A 17820-nucleotide genomic window follows, 5' to 3' on the forward strand; every position below is an offset into this window, starting at 1 on the left:
CATTCGGGCGCACGGATTGACCAAGCGCTTTGGCAGCTTGGTGGCGGTGGATCATGTCGACCTCGAAGTGCCCAGCCGCCACGTCTACGGTTTTCTTGGTCCGAACGGCTCCGGCAAGTCGACTACCATACGCATGCTATGCGGCCTGCTGACGCCGAGTGATGGTGAGATCGATGTGCTTGGACTGAGCATCCCGAAGCAGGCCGAAGCGCTGCGCAGCCGCATTGGCTACATGACCCAAAAATTCTCATTGTTCGAAGACCTCAGCGTGCGCGAGAACCTGGAGTTCATGGCCGCGGTGCAAGGTGTGCCAAAAGCGCGTGCGCCGAAACGCGTGGATGAACTGATCGAGCAATACCATTTCGGCGATCGTCAGAAGCAACTGGCCGGCACCATGAGCGGCGGTCAGAAGCAGCGCCTGGCGCTGGCTTGCGCAGTGATCCACGACCCCGAGCTGTTGTTTCTCGATGAGCCGACCAGTGCCGTCGACCCGGAGTCGCGTCGGGATTTCTGGGAAAAGCTGTTCGAGCTGGCCGATGCCGGCACCACACTGCTGGTCTCCACGCATCTGATGGATGAAGCGGAGCGCTGCCATCGCCTTGCCGTTCTCAATCGCGGCGTGCTGGTGGCGGATGGCACGCCGATCGAGCTGACGGGGGCGTTGGAAGGGCATACCTTTGTGGTCGAGTCGGCTGATCCGCGACGCGCGCAGCGCGTACTGGTTGCCCTGCCCGATGTGCTCGGCGTGGCGCAGGTAGGTAACGCTCTACGCGTGTTAATCCACGGCGAGGGCGATGCGCTGTCGCATCTTAAGGAAGCGCTTGCCGGATCGGGTCAGGAGGCGGACGTCCATCCCGCTCCGCCGAATCTCGAGGACGTGTTCGTCGCCGTCACGCGCGAGAAGCGCGAGCCCCAGGAGCGTGCGGCATGAGCTGGCGGCGACTTTGGGCCATCGTGTTGAAGGAGTTGCGGCAGCTGAGTCGCGACCGCGTCACGCTGGCGATGATCGTCGGCATTCCGGTGATCCAGCTGGTGCTGTTTGGCTATGCCATCAACACCAACCTGCGCGGGCTCGACGCAGGGATTGTGGATCAGGCGAATACAGCGGGTTCGCGCGCCTTGGTGATGGACATGTTGGCGACCGGTGTGATCTCGCCTGTGGCGAGAGCCGACACGCCGGAGCAGCTGATCGCCATGCTGCGTCGGGGCGAGGTCAGTATCGGTGTGGCGGTGCCGCCGGATTTCGAGCGCCGTCGAATCGACGGCCGGCAGGTGGCGCAGATCATGGTCGACGGCAGCGACAATGTGGTGCAGAGCGCGGCGGTGCAGCTGGCGCAGGTGCCTATCGACAGTGCTACGCCGGATAGGCGTGCACCGCTGGTCAGCACGCCGGCCGGTGGGCCGATCAGCATCGTCAGCTTCTACAACCCGCAGCGACGCTCGGCGATCAACATCGTGCCGGGCCTGATTGGTGTGATCCCGACTATGACCATGGTGTTGTTCACCGGTATCGCCATCGTGCGCGAACGCGAGCGCGGCAATATGGAGTTGCTGATCGCTACGCCGCTGAGTAGCGCGGAATTGATGATCGGCAAGGTGTTGCCCTACATCGCCATTGGCCTGGTGCAGACCAGCGTGATTCTCGCGCTCGGGCGCTGGCTGTTCACCGTGCCGATCAACGGTAGCCTGCTCGAGGTCTATCTGGCGGCGGGTTTGTTGATCCTGGCCAATCTCACCCTTGGCTTGCTGATTTCGACGCGCGCGCAGTCGCAGTTCCAGGCGATGCAAATGACGTTCTTCGTATTCCTGCCGTCGATTCTGCTATCGGGTTTCATGTTCCCGTTCGCCGGTATGCCGAAGGTGGCGCAGTGGCTGGCGGAGATACTGCCGCTGACGCATTTTTTGAGGCTTATCCGCGGCATCATGCTGCGCGGTGCCAGCCTGTGGGAGTTGTGGGTGGATGTGCTTGCGCTGGCTGCATTCACCCTGGTGATGATGACGGCCGCGATCTTGCGTTTCCGCAAGCGCCTGGATTGAGGCGATTGCTCATGGTAGGAGCGCACCCTGTGCGCGATCCGGGCGAAGCGAGGCGCTTGGTCACTCGGGCCATCCCTGGCCCTCGCCCTACGGGCGGCGCACGCCGTGCAAACCGGCAATCCTGCCGGTTTGCCGCCCACAGGGTGGGCTCCTACGGTGCGATAGGTTGGACTTACGCTGCTTGCTGGTCGTCTGCCGTCGCTACGCGGCCACGCAATGAATTGCTCATCGCCTCGGTGATCACTACATCCACGAATTGGCCGATCAGGCGAGTTGGGCCGGCGAAGTTCACGTAGCGCATGTTCTCGGTGCGGCCGGTGAGTTCGTTGGGGTTCTTCCGGCTTGGCTTTTCCACCAGCACGCGCTGCACGGTGCCTACCATCGCTTCGTTGATTTTCTTGGCGTTGGCGTTGATGGTCGCCTGCAGGCGTTCCAGGCGCTGGTGCTTCGTCGCCATCGGCGTGTCGTCGGCGAGGTTGGCTGCCGGCGTGCCGGGGCGCGAGGAGAAGATGAAGGAGAAGCTTTGGTCGAAGCCGATGTCGTCGATCAGCTTCATGGTCTTTTCGAAATCCTCGTCGGTCTCGCCGGGGAAGCCGACGATGAAGTCCGAGGAGACGCAGATGTCCGGGCGCACCGCGCGCAGCTTGCGGATCTTCTGCTTGAACTCAAGCGCCGTGTAGCCACGCTTCATGGCACTCAGGATGCGATCGGAGCCGGCCTGCACCGGCAGGTGCAGATAGTTGGCCAGCTGCGGCACGTTGGCGTAGGCCTCGACCAGCGAGTCGGAGAACTCCAGCGGGTGCGAGGTGGTGAAGCGAATGCGGCCGATGCCGTCGATCTGCGCGATGGCGTGGATCAGCACGGCCAGGTCGGCGATGCCGCCGTCGTGCGTGGCGCCGCGGTAGGCGTTGACGTTCTGGCCGAGCAGGTTCACTTCGCGCACGCCTTGTGCGGCAAGTTGCGCGACTTCGACGATCACGTCGTCGAACGGGCGGCTGATTTCCTCACCGCGGGTGTAGGGCACCACGCAGTAGGAGCAGTACTTGGAGCAGCCTTCCATGATCGAGACGAAGGCGGTCGGGCCTTCGGCGCGCGGTTCGGGCAGACGGTCGAACTTCTCGATCTCGGGGAAGCTGATGTCCACCTGGGCTTTGCCGGTGGCGCGCTTGGCTTCGATCAGCTCAGGCAGGCGGTGCAGGGTCTGGGGGCCGAATACCAGATCCACGTACGGGGCACGCTTGAGGATGGCGTCACCTTCCTGCGAGGCTACGCAGCCACCGACGCCGATCAGCACCGGCTTGCCGCCCTGCTTGTGCTCCTTCCAGCGGCCGAGTTGGCTGAACACCTTCTCTTGCGCCTTCTCGCGGATGGAGCAGGTGTTGATCAGGATCACGTCCGCTTCGGACTCGTCCTGGGTCAACTCCAGGCCGTGCGATGCCTTGAGCACGTCGGCCATCTTGGCCGAGTCGTACTCGTTCATCTGGCAGCCGTGGGTCTTGATGAAAAGCTTGCCGCTCATGGCGCAGGTACCGGGTTTCGAAACAAGAGGGCGTCAGTCGCCGAACCGCGTAGTTTACGCGCCTCCAGGGTGGGCTGCCACCGAAGCGGCGAGTGGGATCAGGGACTTGCGCCTCTCGACGGTTCAACGAGGGCAGGGACAAGTTTGCCGTTGCGCACGAAACGGCAGTCTCGCGCTTGGCTTGCCCCACGGCTAGTTGCACACTGCGCGCCATGTCTGACGCCGTGCGACAAGGGGAAAGCATCGGCTCGTTCTTACGGGCTTTCCGTTTTGGCCCAGTCCTTGGCAGGCTGGCGATGGCGTGTGGATTGCTGGTTGGCGCGCTCCATGTCGCTCCAGCGCATGCCGGTGGCCTGTATCGCTGCACGGGCGGGGCAGGCGAGACGGTGTACAGCAACAGTACGCAGGGTTATCAGGGATGCCAGAAGATCGCCACCGTGGCCGACCCGACGCCACGACCTAAACCCAAGCCCGTAGCTCCCGTGGCAGCGCTGACCGGTGTGCAGGGTGTGGCGCGGACTACGGGCGGGGTAGTTTCAGCTGAGGCAACGGTTTCGTTGAGCGGCGTGCAGGGTTCGGTGGAAACCAGCGCTCACCCCCCTTCAGTTCCGCCACCTTCCGGCAAGCCCGGGCAGTGGATTTATAGCGAATCGAAGCAGGCGCCGGATGCGACAGCCCAAGCCGGTGATGCGTCGTCGTCCTCAGGCGACAAGGTATTGCGTGGAGCGGTCTATCGAGTGACGCGCGCCGATGGCAGTGTTGAATACACCAATCTGCGGCCGGCCGGACAAAGCGGGCACGCGGTCACCATGCTGTTTACTTATATCTCCACCTGTGTGGCCTGCAATCTGCACTCGCCGATTCATTGGGACAGCGTGCAACTCAACCTCACCGCGTACGCCGACACCATTCGTACAGCCAGTGTGGAGTTCGGTCTGGACGAAGCCTTCCTGCGCGCGATCATTCATGCCGAGAGCGCCTACAACCCGCGGGCGTTGTCGCTCAAGGGTGCGCAGGGGCTGATGCAGTTGATGCCGGCGACTGCGGGCAACATGGGCGTACGCGATGCCTTCGATGCGGATCAGAACATACGTGGTGGTGCGCGTTACCTGGCCCTGCTGCTCAAGAGCTTCAAAGGCGATGAGCGGTTGGCGGCTGCGGCCTACAACGCAGGCGCCGGCGCGGTGCAGCGTTACAGCGGAGTTCCGCCGTATGCAGAGACGCAGGTGTACGTAGAGCGCGTAGGCACGTTGCGCAAGCGCTATGGCCTGGCGATCAGGCCGCCGGTGGCGTCGTCGCAGGGGCCGGGGAGGGGCTGATTCCATATAGGAGTGAGTGGAGAGGAATGAGTTAGTGAGAGAGTGCGGCTCTTCGCCTTTACTCACTCCTCATTCCTCTCCACTCACTTCTATTTAGTATCAGCTATCAAGTGATGCCGTCGGCGTCATCGGTGGACGCTGGGCCAGGATCACATCCGCGTGGAAGGGGCTGCCGTTGCGCAAGCCGGAGACTTCCACTTTGCTCCCGGGCTTGAGGGCTGCCTCGCGGCGGCGCAGATCAGCAGGGTCGACGATGTCGTCGGTGCCGATGCGCAAAAGAATGTCGTGTTGCTGGATGCCGGCTTGCGCGGCCGGGCCGCCAGGATAGACGTCGGTCACCTGCGCGCCGCGCGCGGCGGCGGGCAGGCCGCTGTCGGCGGAGACCGGCACGAAGGCGTAGTCGGCACCCATCCAACCGCGCACGACGTGGCCGCTGTCAATGATCTGATCCAGCACTTTTTTCGCGCTGCTCACCGGAATGGCGAAGCTGATGCCTTCGGCATTGGCTGCCTTGCCGATCAGCAAGGTATTGATGCCTACCAGTTCGCCGTCGGTATTGACCAGGGCGCCGCCGGAGTTGCCGAGATTGATCGCGGCGTCGGTCTGGATGAAGTCTTCCGGATTCGCGCTGCTGAGCTGGCGCCCGATCGCGCTGATGATGCCCATGGTCACGGTCTGGTTGAGGCCGAGTGGATTGCCGATGGCGAGCACCACGTCACCGGTGCGTGCGGGGTGCTGGTCGGCGATGCGGATGACTGGCGGGCTGGATACGTCGATCTTCAGCACGGCAAGGTCGGTTTCGACGTCGGCGCCAATCAACTGGGCCTTGGCCACGCGACCGTCGTAGAGCAGGACCTGGATGTCGTCGGCCTTCGCGATCACGTGGTTGTTGGTGAGCACGTAGCCCCGGTCGCTGACGATCACGCCCGAGCCGAGGCTCTGCTCGCGACGCTTATAGATAGCCGGCCGGCCGCCGAACAGGCGCTGCATTACCGGGTCGGAATACATCTGCACGCCTTGCTCGGTGACCATCTTGTTGGCGTAGATGTTGACCACGGAGGGTGCTGCCTTGGCCACCGCGTCGGCGTACGATGCCGGGCCGCTTGAGTGACCGAGGTTGGTGGATGGGGCCGCAGTGGTAGTGGGTTGTCCGCTGTGCAACCCGACCCCGGCGCGTAACCGATCGCTCACGCCAGGCCAAAGCAGGCTGACCACGAAGGCCACCGCCAGCCCGAGAATGACGAAGCGGGCGATGAAGGCGAGCGTGCCGGCGGCATGTTTCATGTCGTGGGATAGCCGTTGGATAAGCGCATGGGTAGCGAAGGTGGGTGACGCAAGCGCCTCTCCGATTTTATTGTACGGGGCAGGGGCTGACGCTACACTAACGCGATTTTTGCGGCCCCTAAAGTCGCATCTCAATGGCGTAAGTACCGGAGAGCCTGATGGCGAACGAAGTCGTCGATCACGGCCGCCGCCGCTTCCTCACAGCGACCACGGCAGTGGTCGGTGGTGTGGGAGTCGTCGCGGCAGTCGTGCCCTTCATCAAATCGTGGGAACCCAGTGCCCGAGCCAAGTCGGCTGGCGCACCGGTGACGGTCGACATCGGCAAGATCGAGGCGGGTCAGAAGGTGACCTTCCCGTGGCGAGGCCTTCCGGTGTTTGTGGTCAACCGCACCAAGGAGCAGCTGGACGCTCTGCCAGGTCAGGACGCCCGTCTGGTCGACCCCAAGTCGAACGGCAGCTCCGCCGAGCAGCAGCCGGCCTATGTGGAGAAAGAGACCCGTTCGATCAAGCCCGAGTGGTTGGTCATGGTCGCGCTGTGCACCCATCTCGGCTGCGTGCCGGACTTCGTGCCGGTGATGAAGCCGGAGCCGTTCGATCCGGAATGGAAGGGCGGCTTCTACTGCCCCTGCCACAAGTCGCGCTATGACATGTCGGGTCGCGTCTACCAGGGCGTGCCTGCTCCGAAGAACATGTTGATCCCGCCGTACCATTTTGTGGACGACACGCACATCGAAATTGGCGTGGATCCGAAGGAGGCCGGCTAATGGCCAGCGTATTCACGCGTATCGGCGATTGGGTCAATGAGCGTGCGCCGAACATGGCGCCGGCCTATCGCAAGCACATGACCGAGTACTACGCGCCGAAGAACTTCAATCTTTGGTACTACTTCGGCTCGCTGGCGATCCTGGTGCTCGTCAACCAGATCGTCACCGGCATCTTCCTCACCATGAACTACAAGACCAGCGCGGCGGAAGCGTTCGCCTCGGTCGAGTACATCATGCGCGATGTGGAATGGGGTTGGCTGATCCGCTACATGCACTCCACCGGCGCCTCGCTGTTCTTCGTGGTGGTGTTCCTGCACATGTTCCGCGGCCTGATGTACGGCTCGTACCACAAGCCACGCGAACTGGTGTGGCTGCTGGGCATGCTGATCTTCCTGGTGCTGATGGCCGAGGCCTTCATGGGCTACGTGCTGCCGTGGGGCAACATGTCGTTCTGGGGCGCCAAGGTGATCATCTCGCTGTTCGGCACCATCCCGGTGATCGGCGGCACCCTGGTCGAATGGATCATGGGCGACTACCTGCCGGCGGACGCAACGCTCAACCGCTTCTTCGCGCTGCACGTGATCGCACTGCCGCTGGTGCTGCTGTTGCTGGTGGTGTTGCACATCGCAGCGCTGCACGAGGTGGGTTCGAACAACCCGGACGGCGTGGAGATCAAGAAGGGTCCCAAGGGCAATCGCTGGGACGCCAACAAGCCGGCCGACGGCATTCCTTTCCATCCGTACTACACGGTGAAGGATCTGTTCGGTGTGGGCTGCTTCCTGATCATCGCTGCCTTCATCATCTTTTTTGTGCCGACCTTCGGCGGCTGGTTTCTCGAGCATGACAACTTCCTGCCGGCGAACAACCTGGTGACGCCGACGCACATCAAGCCGGTGTGGTACTTCACCCCGTTCTACGCGATCTTGCGCATGATCCCGTCGTTCTTCAGCACGGCGATCTGGGGTGTGCTCGGCATGTTCGGTGCGATCGCGCTGCTGTTCTTGTTGCCCTGGATCGATGCCGGCAAGGTACGTTCCATCCGCTACCGTGGTGTGGGCTACAAGGTGAGCCTGGGCCTGTTCGTGGTCTCCTTCTTCGCCCTGGGTGCCGTGGGCGCCGGTGTGGTGGCTGAAGTCATCCCGGCCTGGTTCGGCAGCCACATCGACGTGACGTTCTGGGAGAACCTGTTCGGTCGCGTGATGACGGCAATCTACTTCGGTTACTTCGTGTTCCTGTGGGTCTACACGCATCGCGGTCTCGAGACGACCAAGCCGGTTCCGGCGCGGGTGGTGTATGACCATGACTAAGCGGCAGTCCCTGATGAAGCGAACTCTCTCCTCGATCGCGCTTGCGGTCGGTCTGCTGGTCGGCAGCGCCACAGCCATGGCTTCGGAAGAGGGCGGGTTGCCCTCCGCCGCTACCAATGTGAACGACAAGGCTTCCCTGCAGCGCGGTGCCAAGTTGTTCTTCAACTACTGCGTGGGTTGCCACTCGCTGAAGTACGCCCGCTATTCGCGCATTGCCGAAGATCTGGGGTTGTCCGAGAAAGAAGTCATGGACAACCTCAACTTCACGGGTGCCAAGTTCGGCGAGCCGGTGATCTCGCACATGCCGGAGGACTCGGCCGCGACGTTCTTCGGCAAGGCTCCGCCGGACCTGTCGCTGGAAGTGCGCGCCAAGGGTGCGGACTGGGTTTACGGTTACCTCAATGCCTTCTACCTTGACCCGACCCGCCCGGTGGGCTGGAACAACACGGTGTTCCCGAACGCCTCCATGCCGAACCCGCTGTGGGAACTGCAGGGGCTGCAGACCGCCGAGATGAAGAAGGTCGATGGTGAAGAGGTGGTCGAGAAGCTCGAACTGGCTCAGCCGGGCAAGCTCTCGCCGGCCCAGTTCAAGCAGGCGACGCGCGACCTCACCAGCTTCCTGGAGTATGTTGCCGAACCGGCAGCTCTGCAGCGCCAGCGCTACGGCATCTGGGTGTTGCTGTTCCTGGTCGGCTTCACGCTCCTGGCGTACGCGCTCAAGAAGGAATACTGGAAGGACGTCCACTAAGACGTCGCTCCGTGGCCAGCAAGCGGCGGCTTCACGCCGCCGTTTGCACATAGTCGATGGGGAGACCGCGCATGGTTCAAAGCGCACGTTCGCGATCCGTACTCACCCTGTACTCCACGGCGGATGACGTCCAGTGTCACCGTGCGCGGCTGGTGCTGGCGGCCAAGGGTGTCAGCTATGAGCGAGTGCTGATCGATCCGAACAAGCCACCGGAAGACTTGATCGATCTCAACCCCTACAGCACCACGCCCACGTTGATTGACCGCGAGCTCACGCTCTACGGAACGTCGGTAGTCTGCGAGTACCTCGACGAGCGATATCCTCATCCGCCGCTGATGCCGATCGATCCGCTGTCGCGCGCCCGCTTGCGTTTGGCATCCTTGCGCATCGAGCTGGATTGGCTACCCGAGATCGATACCATCCGCGCCGGCGGTCGTTTGGTGGATGCGGCACGCAAGCGATTGCGCGAACATCTGCTCGCCACGTTGCCTTTGTTCAAGGCATCCAAGTTTTTTTTGAATCCGGAAATGAGCCTGGCTGACTGCCTGGTGGCACCGGTGGTATGGCGCCTGCCCTGGCTGGGCGTGGAGCTGGGGCGTGAAGGCAAGCCCATCCTCGATTACGGTGAGCGGCTGTTCCACAGCCAGGGTTTTGCGCGCAGTATGACGGCGGAAGAAAAGGCCATGCGGCCTTAAAGAATTGTCCCGAGAGCATGAGCAATAACGATCAACACGTTCCGATGAGTTCCAATCGCCCGTATCTGCTGCGGGCGATCTATGACTGGATCACCGATAACAACCTGACTCCTTACGTGCTGGTGGATGCCGCGCGCGAAGGCGTGCGTGTGCCGCCGCAAGTGGTGAAAAACGGTCAGGTGGTGCTCAACCTGGCGATGCGCGCGGTGGCCAATCTCGATCTCGGCAACGAGTGGATCAGTTTCCAGGCGCGTTTCTCCGGCGTAAGCCAGTCCATCCTGATTCCGGTGCAGGCCGTGCTGGCCCTGTATGCGCAGGAAAACGGGCAGGGCATGATGTTTCCGGCCGACGAAGGCGGCGACACGCCGCCGCCTTCGCCCGAGCCGCCCAATGACATGCCGCCGTCCGACGGCGAGGATGCTGGCGACAAGCCGCGCCGCGGCGCACCGTTCCTGCGCGTGGTGAAGTAACTCACCCAAGGATTGCAGCCGTCTTCAGTGAAGGCGGCGGTTGCTTCCGCTTTCGTCGTTCAGGCCGGGGCGGAGGGGGATGACATTGCTTCCGTTACGAGTCGTGGCGGCGTCGCCGGGTATGCGTGTCTCGATCGTTGGCAGGCTCAGCCCGGTGAGGCGCCCTTCGACCACCCAGAGACGACCCGGTTCGCGGTCATTTCCGTCGATGCTTACCTCGAAGCTGTAGCTGCGTTCCCATACGCGGCGTCCATCGAGACGACGCAGGCGCAGCGTGCGCAGCCCTACGGTTTCGTCAAGCAGCTGTAGGCCATGCCGCTCGCATTGGCGACGGGCTTCCACCATGGCCAGTTCGCGTGCGCGGCTGAGCTTCAACCACAGGCCGATCACGCCAAGCAGCGCCAGCAACAGCATCAGGTCGGAGAGCTTGCTCATGGTCGCAGTGTGTGGGCGCAGGCCGGCGCCCACAAGTATGGAGTTAGTCCAGTTGCAGCCGTAGCGACAGGTCGATGGCCTGTACGTGTTTGGTCAGTGCCCCCACGGAGATGAAGTCCACGCCAGTACGGGCGTATTCGCTGATCGTCGTGAGGTCGACGTTGCCGGAGACTTCCAGTGGAACGCGGCCGGCGGTGATGTGTACGGCTTCGCGCATCAGTGGCGGGTTGAAATTGTCGAGCATGATGCGGTCGACACGAGCGCTCAGCGCCTGCTGCAGTTCGTCGAGGTTTTCCACCTCGACCTCCAGCAGCAAGGATGGATGCAGCCGACGTGCTGCTTCCACGGCTGCGGCGATGCCGCCTGCCGCGATGATGTGGTTTTCCTTGACCAGGATGGCGTCGTACAGACCAACGCGATGGTTATGTCCACCACCGCAGCGCACGGCGTACTTCTGTGCGATGCGCAGGCCGGGGACGGTCTTGCGCGTGTCGAGTACTTTGACCGGCGTGCCGGCGACGGCCTCCACATAAGCCGCTGTGGCTGTGGCTGTGCCGGACAGCAGTTGCAGGAAGTTGAGGGCAGAGCGTTCCGCGCTAACCATGGCCCGCGCCATGCCTTCGAGCTTGCAGATCACCGAGCCCGCGGTTACCCGCATGCCGTCGCCCAGTTGCCAGTTGATGCGGACGTTGGGATCGAGCCGTTTGAAGCAGGCGTCGAACCAGGCGATACCTGCGATGACTGCATCTTCGCGGCAGGTCAGTGTGGCACTGGCGCGTGCATCGGCAGGAAGCAGTTCCGCCGTGGCATCACCGTGCCCGATGTCTTCGGCGAAGGTGCGTTCGATATCCGCCTGGACTTGTTCGGCCGGCGGCGGGGCAAGCGTTTGCTGGAAGGTCATTCGGTGTCGGTGATGTTGGCTGTTGCGGGTTGGCTCAGGCGGCCGACAATGGCATCCAGCGCGCGATCGAACAGGGCGGTGGATTCCAGCACGCGTGCCTGGCCTGCGGCAAGGGCTGTGGCCAATTCATGCGGCGAATGGTCGGCGACCTTCAGGCCGCGCCGGTTGACGAACAGATAGCGGCCGCTCATCGGGCTGATCCAGGAGAGCTTGGCACGCTCACTGGTTTCGTCTTCGGTGATGAATTCGAGCCAGGTGCCGGGCTTCAGTGCCGCCACCACGCGCTGCTCTGGCGTGTCCTCCATCGGCTCGGGCGCGGGCTCGCTGGCTTCCAGCTCGGCCTCACTTTCAGCGATGGGCTGGATGCTCTCGGGGATGGGAAGAGTGGCGGCTTCTTCGACCGCCTGCACCTCCGCCGCGGGCACGGATTCGCCGAGCTGGTGGCGGTAGTAGGTGTGCAGTTGCGCCAGCAAGCGCTCGATGTCGTGTTCCTGGAAGGCCACGTTGGCCAAGCCTCGGCGCAGGGAGCGCTCGATGCCGGGCAGCATCTGTCTCAAGGTGCGGCGCTCTTCGATACTGCGCGCTGCGCGTGTGCTGGCGATGAAGTCGTTGACGAACCGCAGCGCGTCGCGGAAATCGGAAGACTCCTCACCTTGCCGCAGGATGGTCAGCACCAAGTAATTGGCCCACGCACGCGTCAGGATGCCGTGAATCAGCGGCGGCAGCGAATAGTCGCCGATGCGCGAAAGGATCTCGCGCGCCGCGCGACGGCGGGCCTGCTCTAACTTCTCGCGGCCACGGGTGGACTCGGCCACGCGCTGTTCGGCCACTTCGGCGCGACGGCGAGTCTGATCCTGGAACTCCTGCAACTCGAGGTTGAGCCGCTCGAAGATGCTCAGATCGTCGTCGAACTCCTGCAACAGACTGTCGACGATGGCTTTCACCTTGTCGTGCAGGCGGTGGTCGCGGTCGGACTCGGCCGACCAGCCCTTGGCGGCATCGGCGAGGCTGTCCAGTAGCCGGCGGGCCGGATGCTGGCGATGGGCGAACAGGCGGCGGTCGAGGATCGCCGCTTTGAGGTAAGGGATTTGCAGGCGCGCGAGCATGACCTGCATTTCGGTCGGCAGGTTGCGGTCTTCGAGGATGAACTCGAACAGCATGCCGACCAGGTCGATGGTGTCTTCGTCCATCGTGGCCACCTGGCCGGGGCGCTCGCCGCGCAGCGAACCGATCTGCGCGAGCAGTTGCTCCTTGAGGTGGGCCACTTCCCGTAAAACGCTGGCGTTCGACTGGCTGCCGCGCAGGGGAAGCGGGCTGCCCAGGGTAGACGCTTGGCTTTGCAGCACGCTCAGCGCACCGATCAGCTCGTTGACCGTGGGGACCTGCAGCGGTCCGCCCATCGGCAGGTTCTCGGGCAGGCCACCACGGCGAGCGCTGAACAGCGTACGCAGGGTTTGCAGCAATTCGTTCGATGCGCCGCCGTCGTCCGGCAATGCCTGGGTGCTACCCGTTTGGACCTGGGCGACGGCTTCGCTGGGGGCGCCTGCACTATCCGCCGCCGCACCAGCCTGGCGTGGCGCCTCCTGGCGCAGCTGCGGAAGCACGCCGGCGCGGACCAACTCGGCATTGATTTCCTGGTAGAGCTCGTCCAGCGAAGCCAGCACGTAACGGTCGAACAGCTTGTAGATGATCAGCTTGACGCGCATCTCTGCGGAGAGTTCGCGCATGGCCTGGCGAAAAGCTTGGGTAAGCGCGGCAGGCGCGACGGGATTGCTCGCGTCTTCCACGCGCATACCGCCATAGATGACCGACAGCCGCTGATTGACCGCGAACAGGTCGCGGGTGAGGCGGGTCTCGTTCTTGCCGATCATGCTGGTGATGGCGAGCGACTCTTCCAGCTCGTTGTCGGCCACCAGGGTCAGCTCCACCGAGCCGATCGGCAGCGGCACGCCGCCGAGGGTTTGGCGCTGCTGCGAGGCAAAGTCGGCGATGCCGCGCGACACAATGTTCAGGAAGCTTCGTTCCACCGCCGGCCGACGCTTGCGCACCTCGCGCATGCCGTCGAAGTAATGCATCTGAGCGGCGTTGTTTTCGGCTTTCTCGGCAAGGTCGAACAGTGCGTCGTCGACGTGCTCGAACAAGCCGTTGATCAGCAGCTGCAGGCGCCGCGAGGCAATATCGCGCACCGTATTCAAAAGCGCCCCTCCGCGTTCGCTGGATGGGTCCAGACGCTGGCTCAGGCTGACGATATTGGAAGGCTCACTGGCGTCTTTCATCGCCACACCCCTGAAGTGCTGCCATCGCGATGGCGGCCGATCTGGCCGCTTGGCAGCAACGATACGTGAAAATTTGTGACCATGTTATGCGCCGGTTGGCATCCCCAGCATCCCGTGGATCGCATTCTTTGGGGTGCTGGCGGCAGGGCGGGCCGGACTCAGGCAGCCGTTGGGAAGTCGCGCAACTGGGTGGTGCCGATGCCTTCTTCGGGCAGCATCACCGGAATGCCGTCGTCGATGCGGTAGATCACCTTACGGTCGGTGGTGATCAGGCCCTCGTCGAGCGGGCTGCGCACCGGAGTGCCAGCGACGGTGTCGACCTGGCCTTGGCCGATGGCCGTATTCAGTGCCTCAAGTTCACTCTTGCCGAGCAGTCGAACCGGAGTCTTGCTGACGGGGCAGCAGAGGATGTCGAGCAGACGCTTGTCCATGGAGTGCCGGATCGTGTGATAACGCGGAAAGACCGTACAATAACCCCTTTTGGATGGCCGGAACATGACTTCGACAGCCAAGCCGCCACGTGTCGGCATCGTGATGGGATCCCGCTCCGACTGGGAAACCATGGAGCATGCGGCCAGCGTGCTGACCGAACTGGGTGTGCCGCACGAAGTGCAAGTGGTGTCCGCTCACCGTACCCCTGATCTGCTGTTCCGCTACGCCGAAGAAGCGGTGGCTCGTGGCATCCAGGTCATCATTGCTGGTGCCGGTGGCGCGGCGCACCTGCCGGGTATGTTGGCGGCCAAGACCCGTTTGCCGATATTCGGCGTGCCGGTGCAGTCCAAGGCGCTCAATGGCATGGACTCCCTGCTGTCGATCGCGCAGATGCCGGCCGGCATCCCGGTGGGCACCCTGGCCATTGGCCGTGCCGGTGCGGTGAATGCCGGTTTGTTGGCCACGGCCGTGCTGGCGTTGAACGAGCCGGCCCTGGCTACGGCGCTCGAGGCCTACCGCGCCCGCCAAACCCAGACTGTTCTCGATCATCCGGATCCGCGCTCGTGACCGTACGCCGTCAACCTGTGTTGGGCATTCTCGGTGGCGGCCAGTTGGCACGCATGCTGGCTTTGGCTGCGGCGCCGCTCGGCGTAAAAACGCTGGTGGTCGACAGTGCCACCGACGCCTGTGCCGGGCAGGTCGCTACGCTGGTGGTAGCGGACTGGACCGACTATGCCGCGTTGGAGGCGTTTGCGCGGCAGGTCGATGTGGTCACTTTCGATTTCGAGAACGTGCCGGCTGAAACCGCGCACTGGCTGGCGCAACGCGTGGCTGTGTTCCCCGCGCCGCGTGCCCTGGCCGTGGCGCAGGATCGTCTGGCCGAGAAAACCCTGTTTCGCGAGTGCGGCCTGGGTACGCCGGACTTCATGGCGATCGACACGCGTGCCGATCTGGATCGGGCTCTCTCGACCATCGGTGCGCCGGCCATTCTCAAAACGCGCCGGCTTGGCTATGACGGCAAAGGGCAATTCCGCCTTCGCTCGTTGGCGGACGCCGACGCCGCCTGGGTCGCGCTGGGGCCGCAGGCCTCCGCCCATGGACTGATCCTGGAAGCCTTCGTGCCGTTCGAGCGCGAGCTGTCTGTGATCGCTGTGCGCGGGCGCGATGGCGACTTCCGCACCTGGCCGCTGACGCAGAACTGGCATACCGACGGCGTGCTCTCGCTGAGCCTGGCTCCGGCACCGGATGTCGGCTCCTTGCAGGAGCGCGCCACGCACCTGGCCCGCACCTTGGCCGAGCAACTGGACTATGTCGGCGTGTTCGCCTTGGAGTTGTTCGTGAAAGGCGGCGAACTGCTTGGCAACGAGATGGCGCCGCGCGTACACAACTCCGGGCATTGGACGATCGAGGGTGCGCTCACCAGCCAGTTCGAAAACCATGTGCGTGCCGTACTTGGTCTGCCGCTGGGCGATACCGCAGCGCGCGGCCTGTCGGCCATGTTCAACTGGATCGGCGAGCTACCCGATGCTGCGCCCGTGCTGTCGGCCGTCGATGCGCATTGGCACGACTACGGCAAGCAACCGCGCCTGGGGCGCAAGGTTGGCCACGCGACGGTGTGTGCTGCGAATGCGGAGCAGATGGTGGAGCGATTGGGCGGCATTGCCCATGCGCTGGGTCGGGATCAGCAGGTGGGCCCGGCGGTTCGCGAGCTGGGTTGAATGCGGCTTTTCCTCCACTGCGACCATAAAAAAACGGAGCCGTCATCGGCTCCGTTTTTGTTTGCCCGGTTCTATTTGCCCGGGGTGGGGATCAGGCCAGGTTCTTGGCCGCAAAGTCCCAGTTCACCAGTGCCCAGAACGCCTCGAGGTACTTCGGACGGGCGTTGCGGTAGTCGATGTAGTAGGCGTGCTCCCACACATCGCAGGTCAGCAGGGGCTTGTCGCTACCGGTGATCGGGGTGGCGGCGTTGGAGGTATTGACGATGCCCAGCGAACCGTCGGTACGCTGCACCAGCCAGGTCCAGCCTGAGCCGAAGTTGCCGACGGCCGACTTGGTGAACTCTTCCTTGAACTTTTCGAACGAGCCGAAGGCTTTGATGATGGCATCGGCCAGCTTGCCGCTGGGCTCGTTGCCGCCCTTCGGGCTCAGCGAGTGCCAATAGAAGGTGTGGTTCCAGATCTGTGCGGCATTGTTGAACACGCCGCCGGAGGACTTCTTGATGATGTCTTCCAGCGCGGCGTTCTCGAACTCCGTGCCCTTGATCAGGTTATTGAGGTTGGTCACATAGGCCTGATGGTGCTTGCCATAGTGAAACTCCAGCGTCTCCTCGGAGATGTGCGGCGCGAGCGCGCTCTTTTCATAGGGCAGGGCGGGGAGTTCGATCGCCATGTTGGGGCTCCTGGGCGGTTTGGCTAAGGGGAGTCGAATCGGCAAGCCCGCGAACGGTGGCCGATGTACGACTGATACACTATCGATCTGCATGCATTGTAATGATGAAACCCCGAGCTATGGACGTTAACGAGCGAATCAAGGCCGTGCTGGCCGAGCACCCCATCGTGCTTTTCATGAAAGGCACGCCGCAGTTCCCGATGTGTGGCTTTTCCAGCCGCGCTGCACAGGCATTGAAGAAGGCCGGTGCCGACTTCCATGCGGTGAACGTGCTGGCCGATCCGGAAGTACGTGCGGCACTACCGCATTACGCGAATTGGCCCACCTTCCCGCAGCTCTTCATCCAGGGCGAGCTGATCGGCGGTTGCGACATCGTGGAGGACCTGATGGCCTCGGGCGAGTTGGCGCGCATGGTCGTTGATGTGGGTGGAGCGGCACAGGCATGACGCTGGCCCAGACGTTTCTTCCAGACGGCTGGACGCCGGCCGCCGATTCGCTGGCTGGCCGCGTAGTGCTGGTAACCGGCGCTTATGGCGGCCTCGGTGCCGCGGTGGCACGCGCGGCTTCGCGCGCCGGAGCGACGGTAGTGATCACCGGCAAACGCAAGCGTCAGCTGGAACAGCTCTACGATGCGATGGTGGCTGAGCAGCTTGCTGAGCCGGTGATCCATCCGCTCGATATGGAAGCGGCTACGCCGAACGACTACCGCGCACTGGCCGAAGGGCTCGAGCGCGATTTCGGCCGTCTCGATGGCATCGTGCACGCTGCCGTGAGTTTCAACGGCCTGATCCCGATAGCCATGCACAAGCCCGACGACTGGCTGCGCGCCCTGCACATCAATGTGTCTGCCCCCTTTGCATTGACCCAGGCGTGCATGCCGCTGTTGACGCGGGCACCCGACAGCTCGGTGGTGTTCGTGCTCGATGATCCGTCGCTGGTGCGTAAGGCGCACTGGGGTGCCTATGGCGTATCCAAGGCCGCCCTGGAGCGTTTTGCGGAAATCCTGCATCAGGAGACTGAGAGCAGCCCGCTGCGTGTGCATACGTTATTGCCAGCGCCCATGCGCACGGCGTTGCGCCGCGAGGCGTATTTCGGCGAGGACACTACTAAGCAGCCGTCGCCAGACGCCACCGCGGAAGCCGCTGTATACCTGCTGGGTCCGCAGGCCGTCGCGTCGCGCGGCGCCCTGCTTGATCTGCGAAAGGCCTAAGCGCACCGTGCACGTCATTCACCGCGCGGCCACCG

19 protein-coding genes are annotated in these 17820 nt (G+C 63.4%); 12 read left to right on the plus strand and 7 right to left on the minus strand.

Annotated elements, in window-relative coordinates:
* The first annotated feature begins 1 nt into the window (after window position 1).
* Both OUZ45_RS09780 and OUZ45_RS09785 read left to right on the plus strand, forming a co-directional pair.
* Entirely contained in the window at window positions 2-931 is a 930-nt protein-coding gene (locus OUZ45_RS09780) for an ABC transporter ATP-binding protein (protein WP_266169907.1), read from the plus strand.
* Window positions 928-2037 (plus strand): ABC transporter permease, encoded by a 1110-nt coding sequence (locus OUZ45_RS09785; RefSeq protein WP_266169842.1) that lies wholly within the window; start codon window positions 928-930, stop codon window positions 2035-2037. Before OUZ45_RS09780 ends, OUZ45_RS09785 begins: the two co-directional genes overlap by 4 nt.
* A gap of 172 nt (window positions 2038-2209) precedes the next feature.
* On the opposite strand, the gene miaB is transcribed toward OUZ45_RS09785, so the two are convergent.
* Window positions 2210-3556 carry a tRNA (N6-isopentenyl adenosine(37)-C2)-methylthiotransferase MiaB gene (miaB, locus tag OUZ45_RS09790; RefSeq protein ID WP_266169843.1) on the minus strand — a complete coding sequence of 449 codons (1347 nt, stop codon included), beginning with the start codon at window positions 3554-3556 and terminating at the stop codon, window positions 2210-2212.
* Window positions 3557-3852: 296 nt separating this feature from the next.
* On the opposite strand from miaB, the gene OUZ45_RS09795 reads away from it, so the two are divergent.
* Window positions 3853-4875, plus strand: a complete 1023-nt coding sequence (locus tag OUZ45_RS09795) for a lytic transglycosylase domain-containing protein (protein ID WP_266169844.1) — start codon at window positions 3853-3855, stop codon at window positions 4873-4875.
* A gap of 99 nt (window positions 4876-4974) precedes the next feature.
* Here OUZ45_RS09795 and OUZ45_RS09800 read toward each other — a convergent pair whose 3' ends face one another.
* The gene (locus tag OUZ45_RS09800; protein WP_266169845.1) at window positions 4975-6159 is read right to left on the minus strand and encodes a S1C family serine protease; all 1185 of its coding nucleotides are present in this window, start codon (window positions 6157-6159) and stop codon (window positions 4975-4977) included.
* A 158-nt stretch (window positions 6160-6317) separates the two neighbouring features.
* On the opposite strand from OUZ45_RS09800, the gene petA reads away from it, so the two are divergent.
* The 5 genes from petA to OUZ45_RS09825 all read left to right on the plus strand — a co-directional run bounded on the left by petA (window position 6318) and on the right by OUZ45_RS09825 (window position 10143).
* Window positions 6318-6923, plus strand: coding sequence for a ubiquinol-cytochrome c reductase iron-sulfur subunit (gene petA, locus OUZ45_RS09805; protein ID WP_266169846.1), 606 nt, complete (start codon window positions 6318-6320; stop codon window positions 6921-6923).
* Entirely contained in the window at window positions 6923-8230 is a 1308-nt protein-coding gene (locus OUZ45_RS09810) for a cytochrome b (protein WP_266169847.1), read from the plus strand. Before petA ends, OUZ45_RS09810 begins: the two co-directional genes overlap by 1 nt.
* A gap of 13 nt (window positions 8231-8243) precedes the next feature.
* Window positions 8244-8978 carry a cytochrome c1 gene (locus OUZ45_RS09815; protein ID WP_266169848.1) on the plus strand — a complete coding sequence of 245 codons (735 nt, stop codon included), beginning with the start codon at window positions 8244-8246 and terminating at the stop codon, window positions 8976-8978.
* A 71-nt stretch (window positions 8979-9049) separates the two neighbouring features.
* Complete coding sequence (locus OUZ45_RS09820) at window positions 9050-9673, plus strand: glutathione S-transferase N-terminal domain-containing protein (RefSeq protein ID WP_266169849.1); 624 nt, start codon at window positions 9050-9052, stop codon at window positions 9671-9673.
* A 44-nt stretch (window positions 9674-9717) separates the two neighbouring features.
* Window positions 9718-10143, plus strand: coding sequence for a ClpXP protease specificity-enhancing factor (locus tag OUZ45_RS09825; RefSeq protein WP_266169908.1), 426 nt, complete (start codon window positions 9718-9720; stop codon window positions 10141-10143).
* 24 nt (window positions 10144-10167) lie between these two features.
* Here the strand turns inward: OUZ45_RS09825 and OUZ45_RS09830 are convergent, their stop codons facing one another.
* From OUZ45_RS09830 to OUZ45_RS09845, 4 genes are all read right to left on the minus strand, one after another.
* A complete protein-coding gene (locus OUZ45_RS09830; RefSeq protein WP_266169851.1) occupies window positions 10168-10578 on the minus strand; it encodes a DUF3301 domain-containing protein in 411 nt (136 codons plus the stop codon).
* Between the two features lie 43 nt (window positions 10579-10621).
* Window positions 10622-11479, minus strand: coding sequence for a carboxylating nicotinate-nucleotide diphosphorylase (nadC, locus tag OUZ45_RS09835; protein WP_266169852.1), 858 nt, complete (start codon window positions 11477-11479; stop codon window positions 10622-10624).
* Window positions 11476-13755, minus strand: a complete 2280-nt coding sequence (locus tag OUZ45_RS09840; protein ID WP_266169853.1) for a DUF1631 domain-containing protein — start codon at window positions 13753-13755, stop codon at window positions 11476-11478. Before OUZ45_RS09840 ends, nadC begins: the two co-directional genes overlap by 4 nt.
* Window positions 13756-13913: 158 nt before the next feature.
* Window positions 13914-14186 carry a Trm112 family protein gene (locus OUZ45_RS09845; protein WP_266169854.1) on the minus strand — a complete coding sequence of 91 codons (273 nt, stop codon included), beginning with the start codon at window positions 14184-14186 and terminating at the stop codon, window positions 13914-13916.
* A gap of 64 nt (window positions 14187-14250) precedes the next feature.
* Between OUZ45_RS09845 and purE the strand changes: the two genes are divergently transcribed.
* Both purE and OUZ45_RS09855 read left to right on the plus strand, forming a co-directional pair.
* The gene (gene purE, locus OUZ45_RS09850; protein WP_266169855.1) at window positions 14251-14754 is read left to right on the plus strand and encodes a 5-(carboxyamino)imidazole ribonucleotide mutase; all 504 of its coding nucleotides are present in this window, start codon (window positions 14251-14253) and stop codon (window positions 14752-14754) included.
* On the plus strand, window positions 14751-15905 hold the full coding sequence (locus tag OUZ45_RS09855; protein WP_266169856.1) for a 5-(carboxyamino)imidazole ribonucleotide synthase: 1155 nt from the start codon (window positions 14751-14753) through the stop codon (window positions 15903-15905). The genes purE and OUZ45_RS09855 overlap by 4 nt, the downstream gene beginning before the upstream one ends.
* Window positions 15906-15996: 91 nt before the next feature.
* Here the strand turns inward: OUZ45_RS09855 and sodB are convergent, their stop codons facing one another.
* Complete coding sequence (gene sodB, locus OUZ45_RS09860; RefSeq protein ID WP_266169857.1) at window positions 15997-16575, minus strand: superoxide dismutase [Fe]; 579 nt, start codon at window positions 16573-16575, stop codon at window positions 15997-15999.
* 119 nt (window positions 16576-16694) lie between these two features.
* Here sodB and grxD point away from each other — a divergent pair, with 119 nt between their 5' ends.
* Together grxD and OUZ45_RS09870 are read left to right on the plus strand one after the other, a co-directional pair.
* On the plus strand, window positions 16695-17021 hold the full coding sequence (gene grxD / locus OUZ45_RS09865; RefSeq protein WP_266169858.1) for a Grx4 family monothiol glutaredoxin: 327 nt from the start codon (window positions 16695-16697) through the stop codon (window positions 17019-17021).
* Window positions 17018-17785 carry an SDR family NAD(P)-dependent oxidoreductase gene (locus tag OUZ45_RS09870; RefSeq protein ID WP_266169860.1) on the plus strand — a complete coding sequence of 256 codons (768 nt, stop codon included), beginning with the start codon at window positions 17018-17020 and terminating at the stop codon, window positions 17783-17785. Before grxD ends, OUZ45_RS09870 begins: the two co-directional genes overlap by 4 nt.
* The last annotated feature ends 35 nt before the right edge of the window (window positions 17786-17820 follow it).

It is taken from the genome of Dyella subtropica (genome assembly GCF_026283965.1).
Lineage (GTDB): Bacteria > Pseudomonadota > Gammaproteobacteria > Xanthomonadales > Rhodanobacteraceae > Dyella_D > Dyella_D subtropica.